Consider the following 22744-nt stretch of genomic DNA (forward strand, 5'->3'; position numbering starts at 1 on the left):
TCGATTCGCCGCCTCCACTCATATATTCAGACTAACTGCCCCACACAGCAGCGGCTGTGTGGGGCAGTTTGTATTTCATAAGCGTACTCATCGAGTGCTAACTTCCGCTCATTATCGGTGATAGTGATATCTGTCGGTAGAGATCCGAGTTCAGATTGAGAGTCCGTTTGCGAATCGAGTAGAAAGCAGGGCGATCGAAGCGCGTCCCAAATTTATTTGGAGCGAGGTTTATCGGGGTGTAACTGGTAGGCACATATCATGTCAGATCACAGTGGTTCTGAACTCGATACTGTGTACGAGCTTTTGTCGAGTTCACGATGCCGACATCTCATGTATTCTTTTTTAGATGGAGATGCTGCGAGTGTTGTCGAGCTTACGCAACAGGTAGCAGAGTGGGAGCAGGGAGTGGAGACGGAGCCGATAGCGATGTCGTTGCACCATCAGCAGTTGCCGCGTCTCGCTGATCACGGGATGGTTGAAGTTGAGTACGGAGAGAAGGAGGATACGGTTCGAGCGACGGCGGGGTTCGAACGAGTTCAGGAAGTGGTGGCACAGGTGAGTGCAGTTGAGGAGGAGGATGGGGGAGCAAGTAGCCCACGTGAGTTTTTCGATGGGGATGAGGCTGTTATCGGGCATGGAGAGGAGATTACTGCTGAGTCGAATCTGGAATCGGGAGGCGGGCGTTGAAGTCGGTGTCGTGGTGGAACGAGTGATACAGGGTGGGTGGTTGTGGGAGTAAGTGCTGTGTTGTGCTGTGTTGGGTTGTTTCTTCCCTAGTGTGCTGTCGAGAGGGGGTAGTGGTGGGGTCCCGTGTCCTGTAGCCGCGGGTACTGCGACTATTAGTCGTAGGTGTGGAATTCGATCGCGCGTTCGAGGAGTTCATCTGGGAGTCCGGGGACTTCTTCGGCGCGGACGGGTCCGAGTTCATCGAGAAGATCGAGATCACGCGGAAACGGTCTGCGTTGCCAGTGAATCGAAATGCCGGCTTTGGCTCCGTCCGCGAGTGCGATGGGGACCTGATTGTGGCCGGGTGTCAGGTCGCCGACGGCGTAGACGTTTTCGACGGAGGTTTGGCCGTGGTCGTCGACGGCGACGGTGCCGTCGTCGTTGAGTTCACAGCCGAGTTCGTTTGCGAGGCCGTTGTTATAGTCTGCGCCATACATTGCGAAGCCGCCGGTGTATTCGCGGATGGTTCCGTCTTCGAATTCGAGGGCAGTTAGCCATCCGTCTGCGTCGTTCTGGACGCCGGAAACGTCCTCGTGGATGATGTCGATTGGATGGTTTTTGAGAACGGTGTCGGTGTCGTCACTCCAGGTTGGGGGGTCACCGCGTGTGAGGAGGTCGACGGTATCGGTGAAGTTGAGCATGATTGTGGCGACGTGGGCGGCGCTTTCAGAGGTCCCCATCACGTAGACGGGTTCGTCGATAAACATGTATGCATCACAGTGGAGACAGTAGTGGAGTCCGCGGCCGGTTCGGGGAAGTGGTGGGTCTGGACGGACGTCGGTAAAGCCGGTCGCAAGAACGACGTAATCAGCGATGTAGGTGGTCTCGGTACCGGAGAGGGTGATTTGTGACGGAGCGGTTGTGTCGCCGGGCGTATTGAGGTTTGTGGTGTCGGTATCGTTGTCGGTGTCGGTATCGGTTTCGTCTTCGCTGTCACTTTCGGAACGAGTCTCAGCGGGTGCTGATTCTGATTTTGATTCTGGTGCTGATGTTGATACTGGCGTTTCCGTTGAACAGGACGAGATCACGTCTTTGTAGACGGTACAGCCATATTCTCGAAGTTGTTCAATGCCCGTCGAGAGGAGTTCGTTACCGGTTGTTTCCTCGGTGATACCGATGACGTTGTGGACGTCCTGCATCATTGCGGCACGGCCGCCGCCGCGGTTAATGAGTGCCGTTTGATTGCCGAGGCGCGTACAGTACAGAGCAGCGCTGAGTCCGGCCGGTCCGCCCCCGACGACGATGACGTCGAACTCCTCGTGTGCTGGGTTGTCGGTCATAGGCACCGTTCCACAGAGAGCGATAAAAAGCCCGTTTGAGAATCGATGAGGATAGTGCTGGTAGCGTCTCGTGTCGGATGGCCGTACCGAGAAGTCGCCATACAAAGCTATCCGGTATACTATTCGGTCAGATTTGAAACGTGTCACCCGGAACACTAACGTCCAGCCTCATCCCGTGGCGGCGTGCCGCGTCGGCTGGCTAACCCTCGTGCCGGGTGAGAGAACGCCAGAAGTCGTGGCATCCTCCAGATGCTGCTGTCACGTGCCCGGGTTCGCCGTACTGTCATCGCACCCGAATGGGTTTGCTCGGACGGGGACTAAAGGCACGTAGGTGGTCTAAGTGCCTGCATCGTTTAACTCTTACATGCTCGTTCGACGAGTTCGGTGATGAGTGTCGGTCGAGCGCCTGCTGTTTTCACTCGGGTTCCGGTGTGTCGGTGACGGTCCCCTCGCCGTCGTGTTCTTCGATCCACTGGTCGTAGGTTTCAGGTTCGACGACGATGACGTCAGCGTCCATCCGCGAGTGACCAGCACCGCAGAACTCGGCGCAGACGGCGTCATAGCGGCCGGGTTCGGCGATTGTTCGGGCGCGGGTGTAGTCGCCGGGGAACGCGTCTTGTTTGATACCTAGATCGGGAACGAACAGCGAGTGAATAACGTCGTCACTGGTGAGCCAGATCGTCACGTTCTCATCGGCGGGTATCACGAGTTCATTTTCGGTCGTGATGTTGGAGTCGGGGTAGCTGGCTTCCCATGACCATTGGTAACTCTGAACGTAAATTTCTTCGTCGCCGGTGTCGGGGAGGTCGTCGAACGATTCGATCGTCTCTTGGCCGCTGGTATCCCCCCCGATCGCCTGTGAGGGAGAGACGTACGGGTTGACGAGAACGCTGTAACCGGAGAGGCCGACGAACAGCAGAATAATTGCTGTTGCGGCGGTCCAGGTAATTTCGAGGGCGGGGTCTTCTGTGGTCGGCTCGGGGTCGTCGTTGTCGTGGAACTTGACGGCCGCATAGACGAGGATCATGAGGACGAACAGGGTAAGCGGGAGGGCGACGTAGAGCAGTTGGTACTCGAGGCCGTCGATAAGTTCTCGGTTTTCTGACTGTGCAGCGACTGTGCCGGCCAGTACGAGGTTCGAGAGCGCCGCGATGGCGAGTGCGACGATCGTTCGTCGGCGGCTACTCATTGGTGGGGATTCGACAACCAGGCTGATATACGTCCTGCATAGCTCAGTGAACTGTAACGATATCAGATAAGTACGAAAGAGAGTGACCGAGAGCGGAGATATAAGTTGTACAGAAACTCACGGTTAGAGGAATTCATCTTTATTGGGATTGATGGTGACGACACCCGTATGCAGGATGTCGGGCAGTGTAGTCGGTACAGGAGGGGGGACAAGCGACGATGAACCGTGCACTCGTGGAAGTATCGTTGTTTGGCGCTATCATCGTCGGTTGTCTTCTGGTTGTCCTTCTGGCACAGCGGCTGCGAGCCGAGCCGTCGCCGGACGGCGGCTATGCTGTGGGTCGGTCGCGCCAGTTCGGTCTCGCGGACGTGAAAGCGGCTGCTGTTCGGTGGACGACGACGACGAATCATCGCGAGATCGGATTGCTGTACATCGCGTTCGGCACCGTGGCGGCTATTTGGGGTGGAATCGACGCGATGATGATCCGCACGCATCTGCTGACACCGGCGGCGAATCTCTGGACTGAACAGACGTACAACGAACTGTTCACGATGCACGGGCTGACGATGCTCATTTTCTTCGTCGCGCCGGTGTTTTTCGGGATCGGGAACTACTTCCTGCCGTTGTTGATTGGAGCCGACGACATGGCGTTTCCGCGGCTCAACGCGATCGGATTCTGGTTGTTGCCGCCATCGCTTTTGCTTGCGCGGCTGGGCATCGTTGCCGAAGTGACAGGGTCGATACTCGCGGTCGTCGTTCCGCGCGACCTGTTGTCCGTCTTGCTGGCGTTTCAGGAGCCAGCGATCGGCTGGACGATGTATCCGCCCTTATCACTGGATCCGAATCCACAGACGAATTTCCTCCTGTTAGGCCTCCATCTGAGTGGCATCGCTACCACGATCGGTGCGATCAACTTCATCACGACGATCATCTACGAGCGCGACGAGTCGATCGGCTGGGCGAACCTCGATATTTTCTCGTGGAATATGCTCGTCACGAGTTCGATCATCGTCTTCGCGTTTCCGCTGCTCGGGACGGCTGTCTTAATGCTGCTGTTTGACAGGAACTTTGGGACGACGTTCTACGCGATCGAGGGCGGTGGGCCGCTTCTGTGGCAGCACCTGTTCTGGTTCTGGGGGCATCCGGAGGTGTATATCATTTTCCTTCCGGCGACCGGGTTGATGAGCCTGATACTGCCGAAGTTCGTCGGTCGAAAGTTGTTCGGATTCAAGTTCATCGTCTATTCGACGATCGCGATCGGCGTCCTCTCGTTCGGCGTCTGGGCGCATCACATGTTTACGACCGGAGTCGATCCGCGCGTTCGGGCGAGTTTCATGGCGACTTCAATTGCGATTGCCGTGCCGAGTGCGATCAAGGTATTCAACTGGATCACGACGATATGGAACGGCGATGTGAGGCTGGCTGCGCCGACGATTCTCTGTATTAGCTCGATCGGGCTGTTTATCGTCGGCGGTGTCACGGGCATCTTCCTGGCCGTTATTCCCGTGGATATCATCTATCACGGGACCTATTATGTCGTCGGCCACTTCCACCTCATCGTCATGGGGATCATCCCGCTGATGATGTTCGCTGCGAGTTATTACTGGTATCCCCTGATCACGGGTCGCATGTACGATCGTCGGCTGGCGATTTTCCAATCATCGTTACTTGTTGTCGGCTCTGCACTCACGTTCTTGACGCTGATGGCGCTTGGGTTTCTCGAGTTGCCTCGTCGGTACGCGACCTATCCGGCGGAGTACTCGGGACTGCAGATCGTCGCGACCGTGGGGGCCTTCATCATCGGTATTAGCGTTCTCATGTGGATCTATAATATGATCTGGTCGTATTTCCAGGGGAAGCCGGTCGAGACCGCCGATCCGTGGGACCTGAAAGCGACCGAACAGTTCACGCCCGAGTGGCAGTGGTTCGAGGACCGCCTCGAGCGAAAGCGCGGCGTGGCTCCAACCGAGCCCGACGAGACCCGACCGTCCTACGTGCCCGCGAAGGACCGGCCACTCTCGATCTACAGTCGGATCAAGCCGGTCGCACGAACCGTCGCGAACGACGCGGGAGCAGGCGCGGCCGGCGGCCTCTTCGGGACCGTGCTCATGTCGGGGATGCTCCTGCTGGCAGTCGCCCTGGGTGTGTTCGATCTCGCGACGTTCGCGGACCTCGCGACGCTCGTCGGGTTACCGGCGAACATCGGACTCGGCTACGCGCTGTTCCTCTTTGCGGGGATGACGGTCTGGCCGCTGTTGTTCCTCTCGCTGGGGGAATATCTCCCGGGTGAACTCACGTTCGTGACGGGGCTGTGGTACGCGACGGTTATCGCATCTGGCTTCGCGATCGCCTTCTATACCGGACAGACCGGCCTTGAGCTTGTTACGTACCTCATCTTCGTGATCCTCTCACACTGGATCTACGGGCTGGGACTCGCGGGAACGATCACGTATCTCGGCGGTCGACAACGGCGTCCGTCGACGGAGGCCGAGAACGAATGAGCGGCGGTGACGACGTGTCCGCCGAGACGGACGACTCGTCCGCTACTGACACGGGACCGTCTGAACCGACGATAGCGTCCGAATCGCTGTTACTGACCTACGCTGCGCCCTTTCTTGGCGTCCTTCTAATCGCAATCGGGCTTCCGCTGTCGATCGTCGGCGGATACGTCGTGATTCAGGACGGTGTCGGCCTCTGCGGAGACCCCACGATCACGGCGACTCACGTCGACGAATACGATGGGGTCCCGGACACTATCGAGACGCTTCCAGCAGCAGAACTCACGACGGCCGAACAGGAAGCTCTCGAAGAGGCGATCGAGAGCCCGCTACAGGAAGCGAAAATCGAGGGAGACATCCAGAACCGAGAAGCGTTTCTCGAGGGGGTACTCGTCGAGTACGAGGGCGAGGAGTACTACGTTCAGATCACCTCCCAGAACTCCTGTCTCGAGGTTCAGCCGCTGTTGTTCCCGATCGGTGGAATCGCAATTCTCGTCGGGATTCTGGGCGTCTTGACGCCGCCGATCTACCGGAGGATGGCTGGGTTCGAGGAGCGAATGCAACGCGACCAGCCGTAGTGATCGCCGCCGTGCTTCTGTTTTCGTATTCTCGTATTTTCGTGTTCTCGCGTTCTCGTATTTTCGTCACCCGGTCACGAGCCTACACGTTGCACGCTGACCGTTCGCCGAACGCATCCCGGACGATGGCAGTCGACCGAACGATGAACGATGGCTCCCAACCGTCGGCTCTCGGATAGCCGGTTCTACAGCAGGAAATCTCAACGACGGTGGCTATTTGCCCGACGTGGTCGAGTCATCCGAATCGTCCGACTCGCTCGTCCGATTCGGTTCGTCGTTCGTCATCGGATCGGGCTGTGGGGCGATGACCTCACCGTCACCCGGCTGTTCGGCAGCGTAGGAGAACTCCCCCATTCCGTCCGGCGACTCGCCCTGCGTCCACGGATAGCCGGGATCGGGTTGTTCTTCCCGTCTGGTCGAGATAAACGTGTAGTTGAACTCCTGGTTCTCCTGTTTTTGTGGGAAACTTGCAGGGACCGGCACGGGATCATCGAGCGTCTCCAGCGCGCGCAGCCACTGGTTCTGGTGCATCGTGTCCCGTGCGATGAGGTAGGACAGCATGTCCTTCATGCCGGGGTCGTCGGTGTACTCCCAGAGGCGGGTTGCGAGGGTGCGCCCGGTCGCCTCGGCCATCACGTTCGCGTAGAGATCGCCGGCGAGGTTACCCGATGCGGCGATGTAGCCGCCGGTGAAGGGGACGCCGTTACTATCGACCGGCATCGCGGACTGACCGGCCGAGAGGAACTGCCGCGGATTCTGCCCGGTCATCGCGGCGGCCGTTGCCGCGGTCTCCTGTGCATCCTCGCTCATCTGTTTCGGCGACCCGCGCAGGTTCTTCGTCACGGCGGTTGCGAGCATCTCGATGTGACCGAGTTCTTCGGCGGCGGTCTCCATCAGCAGGTTGCGATACTCTTCGTAGCCTTCCGGGAGCGCCCAGGCCTGGAACATGTACTGCATGGCAACGCGCATCTCCCCTTCCTGCCCGCCGATCGCTTGCTGGAGGAGTTTTGCGAAGTGCGGATCCGGTTGTTCGACGGTAACCTCATACTGGAGTTCAGGTTCTTGGAAGAACATCCACTGGTCCCTGCCCAGCGCCGGCGGGATAAATCTCTGTTGCGGACGAGACTGAACGTATCGGTGCCTGGAATCCTCCTGTAGCTGGGTAGTCAGCGCCGGTGGCAATTGTAATCGTCTCGGTACGTTTCTCGGCGGTACGTTTCTCGGAGTCGTTGTGTCGTCATGCCAAACGATTATATCGACGCTGCTGGTCGGGGACCAGCGCATGAGCGAGAATACGCAATGGTCGATGGCGCGACGCACGTTCGTCAAATGCGGTGCCGTCTCGACGGGTGCGCTGTTGGGAACGTCGGGCGCGAGCGCACGTACCGACTCGACATCTCGGGAACCCGTCGATCACGGACTGCTCCTCCCCTATCAGTTTCGCCCCGGGAGCCGAGTCACAGTCGCCGCATCCGAACTCGACTGGCAACCGGACCGCTTCGAGCGTTCGTATCAGACGAACGTCATCACGTACGATCATGCACCGTCGTATCGTGCCTTTCTCTTTACGGAACCGAACGAGACCCTTGCGCCGGCACAGTCGCTCGAGTTCAGCGGCGTCGAGCGATCAGTGCAAACTGCTGGTCGGGGGGTCGTCACCGTCGGCCTCGAGTGTGATTTCGAGTGAGTCCCCTCAGATCGAGGCGCCGACGTAGAGCACGACCACGAGGAACAGCCAGACGGCGTCGACGAAGTGCCAGTACAGCGAGACGGTCGCAATAGAGGTATCGCGGTCGGGCCCGTAGTAGCCGCGAAGCGCCCGCCAACAGAGGATGGCGATCCCGCCGATGCCGAGTGCGACGTGGAAGCCGTGGAGTCCGGTCAAGCCGAAGAAGGCGCTTCCGAAGATGCCGCTCGTGAGGGAAAAACCCTCCGCGGTGATGAACTCGTAGTACTCGTAGGCCTGGCCGGCGAGGAAGACGATGCCGAGCGCGAGCGTCGCACAGAGCAGTGTGAGAAAGCGTCGCCTGTTGCCGTGGCCGAGTGATTCGTGAGCGTAGTGGAGGGTGATGCTGCTGGTGACCAGGAGTGCGGTGTTGATGACCACGAGCGAGCCGAGCAGCGGGGGGAGTTCCGCGGCCGGCCACGTCCCGACTCTGATAAAGAAGTAGTAGATGAACAGGCCGCCGAACGTCGACACGTCGGTCGTGAGAAAGAGCATCGTGGTCGAGATGTACGACCCCCGAGACTTGTGCGGCTCCTGTCGCTCGCGCGCGGGTGCCAGAAACGCCTGATTGAGCCAGCCTCCGATACCGGCCAGGAGTGCGGCCGCGCCAACGACGGCGAGGGCGATACCGATCGGGCGCGGCACGAGTTCGGTTTCGGCACCGAAGATGAAGAGTGCGAAGCCGCTGTAGAGGGCGGCAGCGCCGGCCGCGGCGATGAACGGCCAGCGGCTCCGGTGGTCGTGTTCGGGGTCGTCGTGCTCGTGGTCCCCGTGGCCGCGGTGGTCGCCGTACTCTTCGGGTGCCTGTCCGTCTGGAACGTGGTGGCCCGAGCCGTCTGCTCGAGCGGTGTTGTCTGTGGGCGGATCGGTGTGTCCACCAGAATCCATACACCTGCTTCTACGTCGATCCCGAAAAAGACTCCCGCGTAGGGGCAGGCCGGGAGCGGTGGTGGCGCTGGTTGAGTCGGAAATCAGAAGTTCGAAGCCGGGAGTCAGTAGAGATAGTCGTCCGCGTCGAACTGCACGTACGCGTCGTTGCGGTAGGCGAACTTGCGTTTTTTGTACGAGATGAGGAGCTTACTCGCGCCGATACCGGCCGCGTAGGTTCGGTTGAGCAGGACGTTTTCGCCGCTGCCACCCTGCATGTCGGTGACGATATCGAACGCTCGGTCCCAGTCGTCGGGTTCGTAATCCGCGACGATGTCGGCGAAGGCGACGTTTCGGCGGATCTCGTCCCCGATAGCGCGCTTCCAGACATCGTTGTAGTGCTCGAGCGAGTCCGTCGCGGCGAGACGGCCGGCGATTTTGCCGGTGCGGACGGCGACGTGATACCCGCCTTCGTGGAAGGCGGAGGTCGTCCCCATCGCGCCGCCGGCCACGGCGATGTTCGCGCCGACGGGCGAGTCGATCGGGCGCGTCGAGGAGATCGGGTACGTTTCGGTGCCCGTCGACTTGCCGCGGTCCTCGACGATCGGCATGTCCGACTCGATGTCGTACTCGTCGCCGAACTCGTGCTCTAAGAGGCGGGTGATATACTCCGAGCCCGACGGAAGGCGCTCGTCCGAGGAGTCGAGTAGCGCGTAGGACGCGGGGTTGTCGACGTCGTCGAGTTCCATGCCGATCGGCATCGTCAGCCCGACGCGGGCGACGGTGCCGTCGTTGGGGAACACCCACGGATAGGCGGTTTCGCCCGGCATGTATCCCCACCAGAATTTGAGCCAGTCCGAGTCGAACAGCTCTTCGGGGAACTCCCGATACTCCTGGTAGGCGATGTGGTTCGCCGTCGGCGGCGAGAGCGCGTCGGCGATGCTTCGCCCCGGCGGCGTGAACTGATCCAGTGCCTCGAGCGTAATGCGGCGCTGTGGGCCATCGGCGAGGACGACGTACTGGGCTTCGATCCGGTCGCCGTTCGAAAGCGCCAACGTGTGCGTCGGTCCCTTCGGGCTCGACGAACGGAGATCCGTCTCCAGATCCGAAACGCCGGTTCCCACGCGCAGGTCGGCCCCCGCGTCGGTCGCGCGCTCGTAGAGCCAGTCGTCCATCCGCGCTCGGTGGAATGTGTAGCCGAACTTCGGATAGCTGGCGTCCATTCCCGTCGTCGTCAACTCGACGGCGCTGTTCGGTCCGACGAACTCGGTTCCCTCGAGTTCTTGGAGGACGACATCGTCCGGGATCTCCGCGTAGTCGAAGTCCATGATGTCGATCCAGTAGTCGAGCATTCCGGCGGCGTCGGTCGAGTCCGGTCCGAGCCCCTCGCGGTCTTCGCGGGGCACTCCCTGCTCGAAGAGGACCGTCTCGGCTCCGTGTGCGGCGGCCCGTTCGGCGGCGGTGGCACCTGCGGGACCGCCACCGACGACCGCAACCTCAACGCGTTCCATACTCCGTGTGGAATCAGTGGCCCGTATTAAAGTACCTGTATTTCGCGTCTGGAACGGACTGCGTGCGACGACGCGTTCGCGGACAGCGGGTGCCAGTGCCCGCACGCCGTCAACGTTTTTGACCGTTCCACACGAGGGCACGTCTATGAGTATGAACTCGAGCGATGGACGCGACGACCGTCCCGGGAGTACCGACGAGGGTGGACGCACGGACGAGACGACTACCGAAACCGAACCGGACGTGCTCGTCCTCCGCAAGGGGACCCACGGCGTCCCCGTCGAACAGTACGCCGGTGCGCTCCGTGACCGACTCCCGGACCACACCGTCTCGCTCGCCCGAACGCCCGCCGCCGAACGCGAGGCCATCCGCTCTGCCGCGTTCGTCACCGGCATGATGCTCGACAGCGACCTGCTCGACCGCGCCGAGGACCTCGATGTCTTTGCATGCGCGTACGCCGGCACCGGCCACCTCCCGCTCGACGAACTCTCGGAGCGGGGTGTCACGGTGACGAACGCATCGGGCGTCCACGGGCCGAATATCGCCGAGCACGTCCTGGGGGCGATCCTTGGATTCACGCGGCGGTTTCACGTCGGCGCGCGCAGACAGCGCCGCCGGGAGTGGCGCCACTACAAGGCCCACGAACTCCAGGGATCGACGGTGACGGTCGTCGGACTGGGAGCGATCGGCCAGGCCGTCTGCGACCGCCTCGACCCGTTCGGCGTCGAGACGATCGGCGTGCGCTACTCGCCCGAGAAGGGCGGCCCGACGGACGAGGTCGTCGGCTTCGAAGGCGATGCGTTCGACGACGCCCTCGCAAGAACCGACTACCTCGTCCTGGCCTGCCCGCTCACGGAGACGACGCGCGGCCTGATCGGCACCGAGGAACTGGTCACGATCGATCCCGAAGCCGTCCTGGTCAATATCGCCAGGGGCCCCGTCGTCGACACCGACGCACTGGTGAGCGCGCTTCGGTCGGGAGCGATCCGCGGTGCCTCCCTCGACGTTACTGACCCCGAACCACTCCCTGAGGACCACCCGCTGTGGACGTTCGACAACGTCCAGCTCACCCCCCACAACGCCGGCCACACGCCGGCCTACTACGACCGTCTCGCCGATATCGTCGCCGAAAACGTCCGGCGCTACACCGCCGGCCGCGACGAACTCGTCAATCAGGTCTCGCTGTAACGCCACCCCGCTCGAGTTCTTCGTGCTGGTCGGGATCGGTTCCGAGACCATCCGCGTCCCCGCACGTCCCGTCCGTCCGAACGCCACTGCGGATACTTTTTTGCCCCGTTCCCGAGATGTGCCACTATGGACTCCACAGTTATCGCCGCTCCCGAAGCGTTCGGCGGAGGACGCAAACAGTGCCCGTGGCGTTCCCCCGGCACGCGGAGGCGACGATGACGCTCACCTTCGACGGAACGGTGATCGTCCCCGTCGCGGATCCCGACGACGGCGAGCAGACGACGACAGCACTCGTCCCGCATCTCACCGACAGCAGCCGCGTCGTTCTCGTCAACGTCATCGAGAAAGGCGGTGGGTCGATCGATAAGGCCTCGCCCGAACAGCGCAAGGAGTACGCCGCCGAAATCTTCACAGCCGCGCGCAAGCCGCTTGCGGACTCACCGGCGACGATCGAATCCGAGGTCCTCTACGGCACCGCTATCGCCGAGACGATCTTTGCGGCCGCAACTGAACGGGACGCAGAAGCCGTCGTGTTCAGCCCTCGAAAAAGCAATCGGATCGCCGAACTCCTGTCCGGCGATGTCGCCAGACAACTGATAAAGAACGGGTCCGTCCCCGTCGTTGCACTGCCGCAGAACTCCTGATTCGTTTTCGCCTCGTACACTTCCTTCGCCCTCGCCTTCGTCTCTGTCCCCGTCCCCCTCGTCACGGTTTCCTCCACCTGTTCTCAGGCTCAGTCTCAGGCTTCAGGCTCAGGCGATCGTCGCCTCGTCCTCCGCAGCATCTCTCTCAGCATCGACTCGCTCGAGTTCTTCGGCCACTGCTTCCCCGTCCTCGCGGAGCGCCACCGTGTTCGCGTCCGGATCGAACGCGACCAGCCCAGCCTCTGCGAGCCGCGGGACGTGGTTGTGTCGAAGCGAACTGTGAACTCGTTTTCGGGTGCCAAACAGCGCGTCGCCGGTCATGGCGAGGACCCCGGAGCGCTGGTCATCCGCGTCCGTCTCGAGAACGACGAAATCCGCGAGATCAGCGAGTGGAACCGGGTCCGCCGGGTCGTGCGTCGCGAGATAGCGAAGGACCGCTCGTCGGTGGCGATCGGCGAGAATATCGATATCGGCGTCCGTGTCCGCCGTTGCACCGACAAGCGGGGTCAGCGATTCGGGATCGGAGATGACTGGAAGCATATCTCACCGTTCGCATCGTATCTATTTGGGCCCCGTGCCAAAATAGCGTGGGAAGACCGGTATTCGAACTCGATCAAAAACGCCGTTTGTGCCCGCGTTTGGATCGCTACCATGGGTTCCGGGGGAACCCGGCCACCCGGTCGTTAGAAGTAGCCGTTCTCGGCGAGTAACTCGCCGTTCAGCACGCTCGCACCGGCAGCTCCGCGGATCGTATTGTGGGCCAGACAGTTGTACTGCAGCCCGAAGGGTGTCTCCTGCATCCCGCCCGCTGCAATTGCCATCCCGCCGCCGACGGTACGGTCCATCCGCGGCTGTGGCCGGTCCGGTTCGTCGAAGACGTGGATCAGCGGCTCCGGTGAGGAGTGCAGGTCGAGCGAGGGGAACGCCTCCATCGCTTCGGCGGCGGCCGCCGCGTCGAGTTCGTCTTCGGTCTCGACCCAGACGTTCTCGAGGTGGCCGTCGATCGTCGGGATGCGGTTACAGGACGCCGACACGGCCATGTCGTTGTGGGTCAGCGACGCGCCGTCGAACTCGCCGAGGAGCTTTCGCGATTCGGTCTCGAGTTTGTCCTCCTCGCTGCCGATGTATGGGATCGCGTTGTCGATGATTTCCATCGAGGTGACGCCGTCGTAGCCGGCTCCGGAAACGGCCTGCAGAGTCGAGACGTGGACCTTTTCGAGGCCGAACTCCGTTAGCGCGGCGAGCGTCGGGACGAAGGTGATCGTCGAGCAGTTCGGGTTCTTGATCAGCGCGCCGTCCCAGCCGCGCTCGTCGCGCTGGACTTCGAGGAGATCGAGGTGTTCGGCGTTGATTTCCGGGATAACAAGCGGCACGTCGTCGTCCATTCGCCCGTTCGACGAGTTCGACGAGACGACGTAGCCGGCCTCGCAGAAGCCGGGTTCGACGGCTGCGCCGACGCTCGAGGGGAGCGAAGAAAACAGCAAGTCGATGTCGTCCGGGATCGCATCGGGTTCGGTCGCCTGGACGGTCATCTCCGCGACATCGGACGGGATCGGGCTGTCGACGCGCCACTTTGCGGCCTGTCGGTACGTCTTGCCGGCGCTCGAATCGCTCGCTGTCAGGGCGGCGAGTTCGAACTCGGGGTGCGGGTCGAGAAGCTGGATCAATCGCTGTCCAACAGCGCCGGTCGCGCCGAGTACGCCTACTCGTACTACCATTTTGTGTCACTGTGTATCGTGGCCGCAAAACCGTTTGGATTCGTATCGCATGCGCCCTCATCACCATTTTTATTTACATATGGGCACTTTTGATAGTCACACCGTAGAGTCGGTAACGGCCGCAGCGCCGCGGTCGCTGCGACGCCCATAGAAGAAATTAAGAAAACGGGGCGGTATCTTCCGACCGATGAACTCTCGACAGACCCGATTCGATGTCAGTGCCGGTCGCCCGGCAGTGTCGTCCGGGCGTCCGTCGGCGGGGCGGGATCCTGGATCGACCGTGACTACGGACGGTGGTTCGAACACGGCGCGTTCGTCGTCGCTGACGGCTGTGACGACCACCCGCCGGACTGGATCGGAGGCGAACCGATGACGGACACGACGACGAGTTCGAAGTCGCGCGAACCCGGGCTCTTCGAGACGCCGTTTAGTATCGGAGCGACAATCCTCTCGGCGGTCAGTGCGATCATCGCGGTCCTGTTCTTCTGGATCGGCTTCCAGGGGTCGACACTGCCGGTCGTTGGTATCGAACTCTCGCTCCTGACCGGGACCGTTGGCTCGTTGTTTGCGCTGCTTGTGGCGGTCGTCGCGCTCGTTGCTGCGTTCTACATGGAACTCGGCTTCGATTATTGACGACGTTGGCGTCAGATCTCGTTTTCCGGAGCTAGCGTTCACGAGGTGAGGGGATGGATCGGGCCGCTAGTAGTGTACCTGGTGACGTAGTGTCGCCTTCTGCTTTCGATTCCGCCTCGCGTTCTGCCGGCCGACCCGCAAGAATCGATCTGTCGGCTCGGAGACGTGCGGACGCCGTGGCTCGCGTAGTGACGGAGTGCCGAAATGCAGCCCGATTCTCAGTTGGTCTTGCAAGTAACTGCCAAGTAATCGCCAAGCGATCGGCTCACCGGCCGGGACAACTGAAGACGAGAACTCGACGGATTATGCGGGAACCTGCGCGCCCTTCTTTCGCGTCACATAGCCCGCGATGCGGTTGCGAACGCCCTTGGATTCGACGTTGGTGAGCTTTTCGACGCTGTCTTTGTTCTGTTCGAAGTCGGTCGTAAACGCGTCCGGGTACCGCTCCAGCAGGAGGTTCCCGGTCTTCTTGACGTAGGCCGGTTTGATTGCCATGCAGGGAGGTTCCGTCCAGAGGCTCTTAATCCCTTTCTCTTTCGTTTTTGTTCTCGTTGCTCTCCACGCCGGGTTGTGTCTGGATTCGAGTTCCACTGATCGGTGTCGCCGTATTCGACGCTGTATTTGCCCCCAACATTCTCTATTTTTGTACTAATCACCAATACAGAATTCTACACTAGATCAATGAATTTAAATCATACCAACATACATTCTGATATGATGTCGCTACATTTCAGAGAAGCAACGGACGTATACAGGAAAACGTGGCCGTTCGTTCTCCTGCAACTCGCTATTGGCATCGCCTTTGCACTGCTCGGAGTAATCTATCTCGCCCTGGTTGTCTGGCTTGGAAGCCTGTTCCTCTGGGGTGACGGCGGGGGTGGAATCCTCGTCGTCGCACTCGTCATGCTCGTCGCGCTCGTGAGTTTTGCGTATATCTGGCGGTTGATCAAACGATACGTCCTCTATATGGTCAACGCTGGACACGTCGCCGTCATCGCACACATCGTCGAGGAGGGTGAGGTCCCGGAGAACCAACTCTCGTACGGGACGACGCAGGTCCAGGAGTACTTCGTGTCCGCATCCGGCCTCTACGGTGTCAACGTCCTCGTCGATGCGATTCTCAAACAGTTCACCCGTTCAATTGCCCGCGTTCAGGAACTGATCCCCGTTCCGATCCCATCTGAACTCGAGGCACTGATCGATGTCCTTCAGAAATCGATCGTCCTTGCCGTCCGGTATCTCGACACCGCAATCCTCGCGTACATGTTTGTCGACCGGAACGACAACCGGTGGGCATCAGCCCGCGATGGGGTCGTCCTGTACGGCAAAACCTGGAAAACGGTTCTCGGGTCGACGCTCCTGATCGTCGTCGGGATGTACGCCCTGTCGTTCGTCCTGGCGACGCTGCTTGCACCCGTCGCAGTCGCCCTCGACGTTCTTCCGCCCGCGTTCGAACTGCTCTCGTGGGTCCTGGTCGCCGGCGTCGTCGCGGTTGTCCACGCCGGCGTCGTCAAACCCTGGGTCAAAACCGTCGTCATCACGACGTTCCTCGTCGAACAGCGCGAGGAAACCACCGACAGCGAAACGATGTCGTGGATCGAAGATCGATCCGACCGGTTCAGTGAACTCGTCGAAAAGGCCGAGAACGACGCTCCAGTCGACGACGATCACCCGGACGCCGGTCGAACGCCAACCCCAGGCGAAACAGCCTGAACTCAGTCACGGTCCGGTCGAGTTCACTCGATCCCAGTTCTATCGTTCTCAAACACGGAAGCGACTGGTAGCAGAGTCTGAGCCACAGTCTGTCGACGACGAGTACCGTTTTGGGTTTCCGTTCGGGACTACCAGTCCGAGTGCGCTCGTACGCGCTCGATCGCCAGCCGTTCTCGCGGCCCTCCGGCGCGGTCGACGACCGACGCGAAGAACTCGAGTCGGTTCCGAAGCGTGGTTTCGTTGTAGCCGGGAACGCCGAGTCGCGAGGCGGCGACAGTCGCTTCGATGACGGCGTTGAAGCCGCGGTTGATCGTGGGAACGGTCTCGCGTTCGATTTCGGTCTCGATCGGTTCGAGCTCCCATTGTTCCCACGGTGTGCCGTCGTCGGATCCGGAATCGACCGGATCGGCGGAGACGCGTGCCCAGGCGGTAGCGGCGTCGAGGACCGGTTTCTCGACTTCATAAATCGTGAGGGCGGCGTCGGCGAAGACGACGGGGTCAGTGACGAACTGGACGTAGCCCTCGCCCTGTCGGTGGAAGTTCCGACGGGTGCGGGTATTACCCCAGGTTCGAGCGGTGATTGGTGCTGTTTCGGGTGGGCGCTTGTCGCTGGCCGTGTTGGAATCGGCGTTATCGACGCTGTCGTCAGCGTCGGTATCGCCGGCGAACAATCCGAGTGCGGCGACGTTCCACCGGTCGTTGGGGCCGAGTGTCGTGACGATGGATTCGGTGACGCCGGAAAGCGGTGCGGGCCAGGCTATCGCCCCGGAATGGGGGCTCGTTTCGTCCCCGCTATGTGTGTCCGCGTCGCGGCCGTCGTTCATATCTCAACCGTGTCGTGCTCGAGGGCGATGAAAAGCCCGGCCGCGGTGATATCCGCCGTCGTTCCCGGATTGATTCCGCGATCGACGAGTTCAGTTGCGAACGTCTCGACGGCGTCCCGATCAGTGGCGATGGCGTTGCGGTCGACCAGCGCGGCGGCGCGCTGGCTCACCTCCCGCGCGGTGGCCTCGTCGTGTCGGTTTGCAACCAGGGTATCGGGGCGGTCGGCGAGAAGGGAGAGGAAGACCGCTGCAGCGCGATCGGGCAGCGGGCCTGACTTTGCTTCGAGACGGTCGGCTGCGGCGAACGAGCGCTCAAAGCCGGTTGTCCATTCGCGGGCGACGTCGTCGCCGGGGACGCTTCGGTCCATCACGTCGACCAGCGTGAGTTCGCGCGCTTCGAGTGCGGGAATCGCGTCGGACCCTCGGCGAACGTCGAGCGGAGCCATGTCCGCCGGCGGGTCGGGGACGAAGACATCGACGTGTTCGAACGCGCGGTAGAAGGCTGCCGCGTCGGCGACGGTCGTTTGCTCGACGACCGATTCGACGGCTGATCGGGAGAGACCGTCCCGCGCGGCTCGAACGAGCGGCACGAGCAAGAGCAGTGCGCCGAACTGGGTGTTGTCGCCCTCCTGGGCGGCCATCCCTTCGATAGCCCGTTCGAAGGCGGGACCGATTTCGGAGTCGGTCGCGGCCATTTCGAGTCCGTCCCGAGCGCCGACCGCGCCCGCGAGAAAGTGTTCGAATCGCAGGTCGTCGAGATCGCGGTGGCGGTCGACGTTCCCCGGTTTCGGGGTGCTTGCGACCTCGAGCAGGAGTGCCAGTTCGCCGTTCTGTGCTGGCGTTCGCATGGGTTGATCGAATGACTGCGGCGGCTTAGGCGTACGGTTGTCGACATCGTTCCGGCGGACCGGTTACGATCGACTGTCGACGCAACCGTGCCGCCGAAAAACGCGACAGCCCCGCGACTTGGATCCGGACGGGAGTTCGTTCGACGGTCCGTACGGCCCTGCTGGCGTCTGCCAGATTCACGAACGCCAGTTACCTGGAATCCGTTACTTGGCCTTCTCGTCGTCTTCCATGGAAGACGAGTGGTGAACCGTTCGGTTCTCCTTCGGAGTACGCATCTCGTATCCCTGTGACGTGATACTCGATTTTCTCCGATCCTCCGCAATCGGTTCTTGCGAACGGATTGACGGAGATCGTCCGGTGTATCCTCGCGGTGCTGCTACAGTATGTGTTATGGTAGCAATGAACATAAACGTTCTCTAGCGGGACGGAGACTGTGTGGCTTCCTGATCGAACCCGGGAGCCGCGAGACACCTTCTATGATGCGCGAACGACCGTTCGATGATGTTGTCAGCGGTCGCGATCGATCGACACCACCATCCCTAAACCGTTCATCCGCCAAGAGCCATCGATGACTGACACGGAGGCAGCACCGACGTGGAGCCTCCCCGACGACCGCGACAGCGTTCGCGACGCGCTGATCGACTGGTACGAGGCCGACCACCGCGAGTTCCCCTGGCGACGGACCGACGACCCGTACGCGATCCTCGTCAGCGAAGTGATGAGCCAGCAGACCCAACTCGACCGCGTCGTCGAGGCCTGGGAAGCGTTCCTCGAGCGCTGGCCGTCCACGACTGAACTCGCGGCGGCCGATCGCGCCGATGTCGTCGGGTTCTGGACGGATCACAGCTTGGGATACAACAATCGGGCGAAGTATCTCCACGAAGCCGCCGGACAGATCGAGTCGGACTACGACGGCCACTTTCCGGAGTCACCCGACGAACTTCAGGAGCTGATGGGCGTCGGCCCGTACACCGCAAACGCCGTCGCGAGCTTCGCGTTCAACAACGGCGATGCGGTCGTCGATACGAACGTCAAGCGCGTGCTCTACCGCGCGTTCGACGTTCCCGACGACGATTCGGCGTTCGAGGACGCCGCGGGCGATCTCATGCCCGCCGACCGCTCGCGAGTCTGGAACAACGCTATCATGGAACTCGGCGGTGTCGCCTGCGAGCAGACGCCGTCGTGCGACGAAGCCGGCTGTCCGTGGCGCGAGTGGTGTAGCGCCTACGCCAGCGGCGACTTTACCGCACCGGACGTGCCGACCCAGCCCAGTTTCGAGGGCAGCCGCCGCCAGTTCCGCGGCCGCGTGATCGGAACCCTTCGAGAGTACGACGAACTCGAACTCGATACGCTGGGTCACCGAGTTCGCGTCGATTACGCGCCGAACGGCGAGTACGGCCGCGAGTGGCTCCGCGGATTACTGACGGATCTCGAAGCCGACGGTCTGGTCGAACTCGACCGAAACGCGGAACCGGTCGTCGCACGCCTCCGGCGGTAACGCACGGGTATCGGGGATCGATTGTTGTCGGCTGCGTGTCGTGGCCGTCGATCGCGAGGAGACAAGCCGAGACGCCGATACCTTCGAACTGCTCGTGGACGGCGAACCCGGCGACCGTCTCCGAGGGCGATACGACGACCGTTTTCGTCGACGCTGAGACCGGTGCAGGGAGCGATCGTGTATCGGGAGCAAAACGCCATCACGAACGAGCGAATCGACGGCTGATCGGGGGCGGTGAGCGATACAGTTAGAGGTCGGGTTCCAGGAGCCGCTGGAAGCGGTGCTGGTGGGCGAGGAAGGCACAGAGGCCGAACACGAGCGCGGCAAGCTGGATCGTTTCGATCCGAATCGCGATAATTCCGGCGTCGAGTTCAGCGAACGGGGAGCCGATCGTCCAGTCGACGAACCAGGCTGTTGTGAGGAGCGCGGCTGCGCCGAGGGCGAGAACCGCGGCGGAAAGGACTGGGGTCACGGCGGAGAGAGTCGGGGTCACGGAGTGGAAGACGTAACATTCGAAGCAGAACTGAGCGGTGAGGGCACCGGTGAGACAGACCGTTGCGACGAGGACACCGGCGACGCCGCCGAGGAATTCGGCGAGGAGGAGCCAGACGACCCAGCCAGCGGTGAGCGTGAGCGCGGTTCCGACCCGTTCGAGTGTGAGCGGTGGCGCCGAGTCGGTAATCGTCGTCTCGAAAATGGTGATCCGGAGAAGCGAGCCGCAGAGAAGAATCCCGAGTCCGGTTAGGGCCGTCGTGGTCGTCCGAGCGGTGATGACGAGGCCGAACCAGAGGCTGACGGCGAGCGCTTCGACGACGGCGACCGTCAGTGCGGCGGCGAGCCCGACGAGCCGACGGCGGGTCCGCTGCCCGAGGACGCCCGGATGCCGGATGACGCTCACGATATCACTGCGCCGTCGTTTGGTCCGAACGGGGTTTCGTTATCCGATGGTTACTGCGCGCTGGGCCGGTGTGAGAGGGATATATACGCCGGAAACAGTGTATTGGCGTGTGTTCTGTCTGCTTCAGTGATGCTGTGGCAACGGGTACCCGTGGACCTCGTTGAACACGGTAGGATAGTGTTACGTCACGTGGTCGTGCCCGCCGTCTGGAAAACGGTCCACAGAGTTATGTAGGGTCGTGTTGACGTAGCGGATTATGCCGGACACAAAACAACAGGACACACTTTCCGAACTCGTTGTCAAGGAAGCAATCGACAGAGGGCTGGACTCGTCGATGCGTGATTCCATTCTGGAGGCCGTCGAAGAAGCTGACGGGTCGCGGGGGCCGAGACGGCGACCGCTCGCACTCGCTGCGAGCGCGTTCGGACTGGGGGCAGCAGTCGGCTTTCTAGCCGGTCGTGAGTCGCCCTCCATCGAGGAGACACCGCTTTCAGATGTCGAGGAGCCCGAGATTATCGAAGACGTTCGAGAGACTGCAACCGGCGAGTCTCCGGTCGAAGAGATCATGGAGGTGACCGAAGAGACGACGGCTGAGTCGGAATCGGACACCGAGAAATCACCGAGTCGGTTCCTGGGGCTGGTACTCGTCCTCGGCGTCGCCGCCGCCGTCGCGTATCTGCGGCGTCGGTTCGCCGGTGACACAGAGGATTGGGAACCGATCGAGGAGTTCGAACCGGCAACGGATCTGACGGAGGAAGACGAGTCGAGCGACGAAGCAGCGATGGACGAAGACGGGACCGAGGAGGAAGCAGACGAAGCGAGTGACGAGGATGAAGACGCAGATACCGACACCGACACAGACACAGCCGACGACGAAACCGAAGACGACGACGAATAGGTCTGCGGTCTGCGTTCAACACGCTCGCCGACGACGCGATTGACGAAGAGCTAAGGGCCCGACGCCGACAGTGTGAACGCAATGGAGACGACCCATCGCGTCTTCGTCGGCGATTCTCGGACCCTCGAGACGATCGACGATGACTCCGTCGAACTCGTCGTCACATCCCCACCGTACCCCATGATCGAGATGTGGGACGATCTCTTTACCGAACTCGATCCCGATATCGGTGAGGCCCTCGACGACGGCGACGGCCGCCGCGCGTTCGACGCCATGCACGCCCAACTCGACCGCGTCTGGGACGAGCTCGAGCGCGTGCTCGTCGACGGCGGTATCGCCTGTATCAACGTCGGTGACGCGACCAGATCCGTCGACGGAAGCTTTCGCGTCTTCCCGAATCACGCCCGAGTTCTCGAGGCCTTCGAAACCCGCGGCTTCGATCCGCTGCCCGACGTGCTCTGGCGCAAGCCGACCAACAGCGCCGCCAAGTTCATGGGCAGCGGCACGCTCCCGCCGAACGCGTACGTCACCCTCGAACACGAGTTCATCCTGCTCTTTCGCAACGGCGGCGACAGCCGCGAGTTCGAACCCGGCGCGGATCGGCGCTACGAGGCGGCGTACTTCTGGGAGGAACGGAACCGCTGGTTTTCGGACGTGTGGACCGACGTGCAGGGCGAACTGCAGGCCCTTCCGGAGACGGATGCGTCGGACGACCGTCGCGAGCGCTCCGCCGCGTACCCGTTCGAAATCCCCTACCGCCTGATCAGTATGTATTCGACGTACGGCGATACCGTGTTCGATCCGTTCTGGGGCACCGGGACGACGACGCTCGCAGCCATGTGCGCCGGCCGGCACTCGCTCGGAAACGAACTCGAACCGGCGTTTCTGGACGACTTCGAGGACCGGGTCGAGAACGTGCCGTCGTTCTCTCGATCGGTCGCTCGAACGCGCCTCGAGCGCCATCGCGAGTTCGTCGAGCGCCAACGGCACCGGGCGGACGGGACGGCGTGTTCCTACGACGCCGTCCACTACGAGACGCCGGTCGTCACGAAAATGGAACGCGAACTCCTGCTTCGGGAGGTGACGGGCATCGAGTCGATCGAGAACGGGTACCGTGCAGTTCACGAGCCAGTCGTCCCGGGCGAGAACTGAACTCGTGTGGGCGACTCACTGATCGGTAAAGCCGAAGTCACTTCCGCCACAACCGGGACAGAGGTCCCAGTTGCGGGGTTGTGGCGCGGTAGTGCTCTTCGATCGAAGAACGAACCCGCAACCCGTACATTCGATATAGTCGTGCACCTGTACGACTGGTAGTCCGCCGATACGCAGTACCCTTTCCCCATGGTAATTTGGATACGATGCGATACGAGCGGTGCCGCGTCTGCCGGTGACGGTTTGCAGCGTCGTGTTTCTCGGACGTCGCTTTCGACGAGTGTACGCAGTGCCGGCCGATTTCGCACTGGTTACCTGCTCCCAGCGGCCGGTCGCGGTACCCGTCCCGGATTCCG

The 22744-nt window shown here is 61.6% G+C and carries 22 protein-coding genes; 11 read left to right on the forward strand and 11 right to left on the reverse strand.

What is annotated here, in order from left to right:
* Positions 1 to 258: 258 nt before the first annotated feature.
* Complete coding sequence (locus SM755_RS16960; protein ID WP_323173701.1) at positions 259 to 687, forward strand: hypothetical protein; 429 nt, start codon at positions 259 to 261, stop codon at positions 685 to 687.
* Positions 688 to 839: 152 nt separating this feature from the next.
* Here the strand turns inward: SM755_RS16960 and SM755_RS16965 are convergent, their stop codons facing one another.
* Together SM755_RS16965 and coxB are read right to left on the reverse strand one after the other, a co-directional pair.
* Positions 840 to 2006, reverse strand: a complete 1167-nt coding sequence (locus tag SM755_RS16965; RefSeq protein ID WP_323173702.1) for an NAD(P)/FAD-dependent oxidoreductase — start codon at positions 2004 to 2006, stop codon at positions 840 to 842.
* Positions 2007 to 2421: 415 nt separating this feature from the next.
* Complete coding sequence (coxB, locus tag SM755_RS16970; RefSeq protein WP_323173703.1) at positions 2422 to 3195, reverse strand: cytochrome c oxidase subunit II; 774 nt, start codon at positions 3193 to 3195, stop codon at positions 2422 to 2424.
* Between the two features lie 218 nt (positions 3196 to 3413).
* Here coxB and SM755_RS16975 point away from each other — a divergent pair, with 218 nt between their 5' ends.
* Both SM755_RS16975 and SM755_RS16980 read left to right on the forward strand, forming a co-directional pair.
* Entirely contained in the window at positions 3414 to 5696 is a 2283-nt protein-coding gene (locus SM755_RS16975; RefSeq protein WP_323173704.1) for a DUF6789 family protein, read from the forward strand.
* Entirely contained in the window at positions 5693 to 6271 is a 579-nt protein-coding gene (locus SM755_RS16980) for a hypothetical protein (protein ID WP_323173705.1), read from the forward strand. Before SM755_RS16975 ends, SM755_RS16980 begins: the two co-directional genes overlap by 4 nt.
* A 213-nt stretch (positions 6272 to 6484) precedes the next feature.
* Here SM755_RS16980 and SM755_RS16985 read toward each other — a convergent pair whose 3' ends face one another.
* The gene (locus SM755_RS16985; protein ID WP_323173706.1) at positions 6485 to 7345 is read right to left on the reverse strand and encodes a manganese catalase family protein; all 861 of its coding nucleotides are present in this window, start codon (positions 7343 to 7345) and stop codon (positions 6485 to 6487) included.
* Positions 7346 to 7553: 208 nt separating this feature from the next.
* Between SM755_RS16985 and SM755_RS16990 the strand changes: the two genes are divergently transcribed.
* Positions 7554 to 7958 (forward strand): hypothetical protein, encoded by a 405-nt coding sequence (locus SM755_RS16990; RefSeq protein ID WP_323173707.1) that lies wholly within the window; start codon positions 7554 to 7556, stop codon positions 7956 to 7958.
* A 6-nt stretch (positions 7959 to 7964) separates the two neighbouring features.
* Here the strand turns inward: SM755_RS16990 and SM755_RS16995 are convergent, their stop codons facing one another.
* Together SM755_RS16995 and SM755_RS17000 are read right to left on the reverse strand one after the other, a co-directional pair.
* Complete coding sequence (locus SM755_RS16995; RefSeq protein WP_323173708.1) at positions 7965 to 8885, reverse strand: heme-copper oxidase subunit III; 921 nt, start codon at positions 8883 to 8885, stop codon at positions 7965 to 7967.
* Between the two features lie 104 nt (positions 8886 to 8989).
* Positions 8990 to 10375 carry an NAD(P)/FAD-dependent oxidoreductase gene (locus tag SM755_RS17000; protein ID WP_323173709.1) on the reverse strand — a complete coding sequence of 462 codons (1386 nt, stop codon included), beginning with the start codon at positions 10373 to 10375 and terminating at the stop codon, positions 8990 to 8992.
* A gap of 151 nt (positions 10376 to 10526) precedes the next feature.
* On the opposite strand from SM755_RS17000, the gene SM755_RS17005 reads away from it, so the two are divergent.
* Both SM755_RS17005 and SM755_RS17010 read left to right on the forward strand, forming a co-directional pair.
* Complete coding sequence (locus tag SM755_RS17005; protein WP_323173710.1) at positions 10527 to 11561, forward strand: D-2-hydroxyacid dehydrogenase; 1035 nt, start codon at positions 10527 to 10529, stop codon at positions 11559 to 11561.
* Positions 11562 to 11776: 215 nt separating this feature from the next.
* Positions 11777 to 12205 carry a universal stress protein gene (locus tag SM755_RS17010; protein ID WP_323173711.1) on the forward strand — a complete coding sequence of 143 codons (429 nt, stop codon included), beginning with the start codon at positions 11777 to 11779 and terminating at the stop codon, positions 12203 to 12205.
* 108 nt (positions 12206 to 12313) lie between these two features.
* On the opposite strand, the gene SM755_RS17015 is transcribed toward SM755_RS17010, so the two are convergent.
* Positions 12314 to 12745, reverse strand: a complete 432-nt coding sequence (locus tag SM755_RS17015; RefSeq protein ID WP_323173712.1) for an ArsR family transcriptional regulator — start codon at positions 12743 to 12745, stop codon at positions 12314 to 12316.
* Between the two features lie 143 nt (positions 12746 to 12888).
* Positions 12889 to 13923, reverse strand: coding sequence for an aspartate-semialdehyde dehydrogenase (gene asd / locus SM755_RS17020; protein ID WP_323173713.1), 1035 nt, complete (start codon positions 13921 to 13923; stop codon positions 12889 to 12891).
* A gap of 369 nt (positions 13924 to 14292) precedes the next feature.
* Here asd and SM755_RS17025 point away from each other — a divergent pair, with 369 nt between their 5' ends.
* Positions 14293 to 14556 (forward strand): hypothetical protein, encoded by a 264-nt coding sequence (locus SM755_RS17025; RefSeq protein ID WP_323173714.1) that lies wholly within the window; start codon positions 14293 to 14295, stop codon positions 14554 to 14556.
* 303 nt (positions 14557 to 14859) lie between these two features.
* On the opposite strand, the gene SM755_RS17030 is transcribed toward SM755_RS17025, so the two are convergent.
* Entirely contained in the window at positions 14860 to 15051 is a 192-nt protein-coding gene (locus SM755_RS17030) for a 30S ribosomal protein S17e (RefSeq protein ID WP_006666749.1), read from the reverse strand.
* Positions 15052 to 15273: 222 nt separating this feature from the next.
* Here SM755_RS17030 and SM755_RS17035 point away from each other — a divergent pair, with 222 nt between their 5' ends.
* Positions 15274 to 16269 carry a hypothetical protein gene (locus tag SM755_RS17035; protein WP_323174062.1) on the forward strand — a complete coding sequence of 332 codons (996 nt, stop codon included), beginning with the start codon at positions 15274 to 15276 and terminating at the stop codon, positions 16267 to 16269.
* Positions 16270 to 16397: 128 nt separating this feature from the next.
* On the opposite strand, the gene SM755_RS17040 is transcribed toward SM755_RS17035, so the two are convergent.
* Positions 16398 to 17093 carry a DUF447 domain-containing protein gene (locus SM755_RS17040; protein WP_323173715.1) on the reverse strand — a complete coding sequence of 232 codons (696 nt, stop codon included), beginning with the start codon at positions 17091 to 17093 and terminating at the stop codon, positions 16398 to 16400.
* On the reverse strand, positions 17090 to 17941 hold the full coding sequence (locus SM755_RS17045) for a triphosphoribosyl-dephospho-CoA synthase (RefSeq protein ID WP_323173716.1): 852 nt from the start codon (positions 17939 to 17941) through the stop codon (positions 17090 to 17092). Before SM755_RS17045 ends, SM755_RS17040 begins: the two co-directional genes overlap by 4 nt.
* A gap of 569 nt (positions 17942 to 18510) precedes the next feature.
* On the opposite strand from SM755_RS17045, the gene SM755_RS17050 reads away from it, so the two are divergent.
* Positions 18511 to 19440 (forward strand): A/G-specific adenine glycosylase, encoded by a 930-nt coding sequence (locus SM755_RS17050; RefSeq protein ID WP_323173717.1) that lies wholly within the window; start codon positions 18511 to 18513, stop codon positions 19438 to 19440.
* A gap of 247 nt (positions 19441 to 19687) precedes the next feature.
* Here the strand turns inward: SM755_RS17050 and SM755_RS17055 are convergent, their stop codons facing one another.
* The gene (locus tag SM755_RS17055) at positions 19688 to 20338 is read right to left on the reverse strand and encodes a hypothetical protein (protein ID WP_323173718.1); all 651 of its coding nucleotides are present in this window, start codon (positions 20336 to 20338) and stop codon (positions 19688 to 19690) included.
* Between the two features lie 256 nt (positions 20339 to 20594).
* On the opposite strand from SM755_RS17055, the gene SM755_RS17060 reads away from it, so the two are divergent.
* Positions 20595 to 21236 (forward strand): hypothetical protein, encoded by a 642-nt coding sequence (locus SM755_RS17060; protein ID WP_323173719.1) that lies wholly within the window; start codon positions 20595 to 20597, stop codon positions 21234 to 21236.
* Positions 21237 to 21317: 81 nt separating this feature from the next.
* Positions 21318 to 22388 (forward strand): site-specific DNA-methyltransferase, encoded by a 1071-nt coding sequence (locus tag SM755_RS17065; protein ID WP_323173720.1) that lies wholly within the window; start codon positions 21318 to 21320, stop codon positions 22386 to 22388.
* The last annotated feature ends 356 nt before the right edge of the window (positions 22389 to 22744 follow it).

This window comes from Natrialba sp. PRR66 (assembly GCF_034808065.1).
Taxonomy (GTDB): Archaea; Halobacteriota; Halobacteria; order Halobacteriales; family Natrialbaceae; genus Natrialba; species Natrialba aegyptia.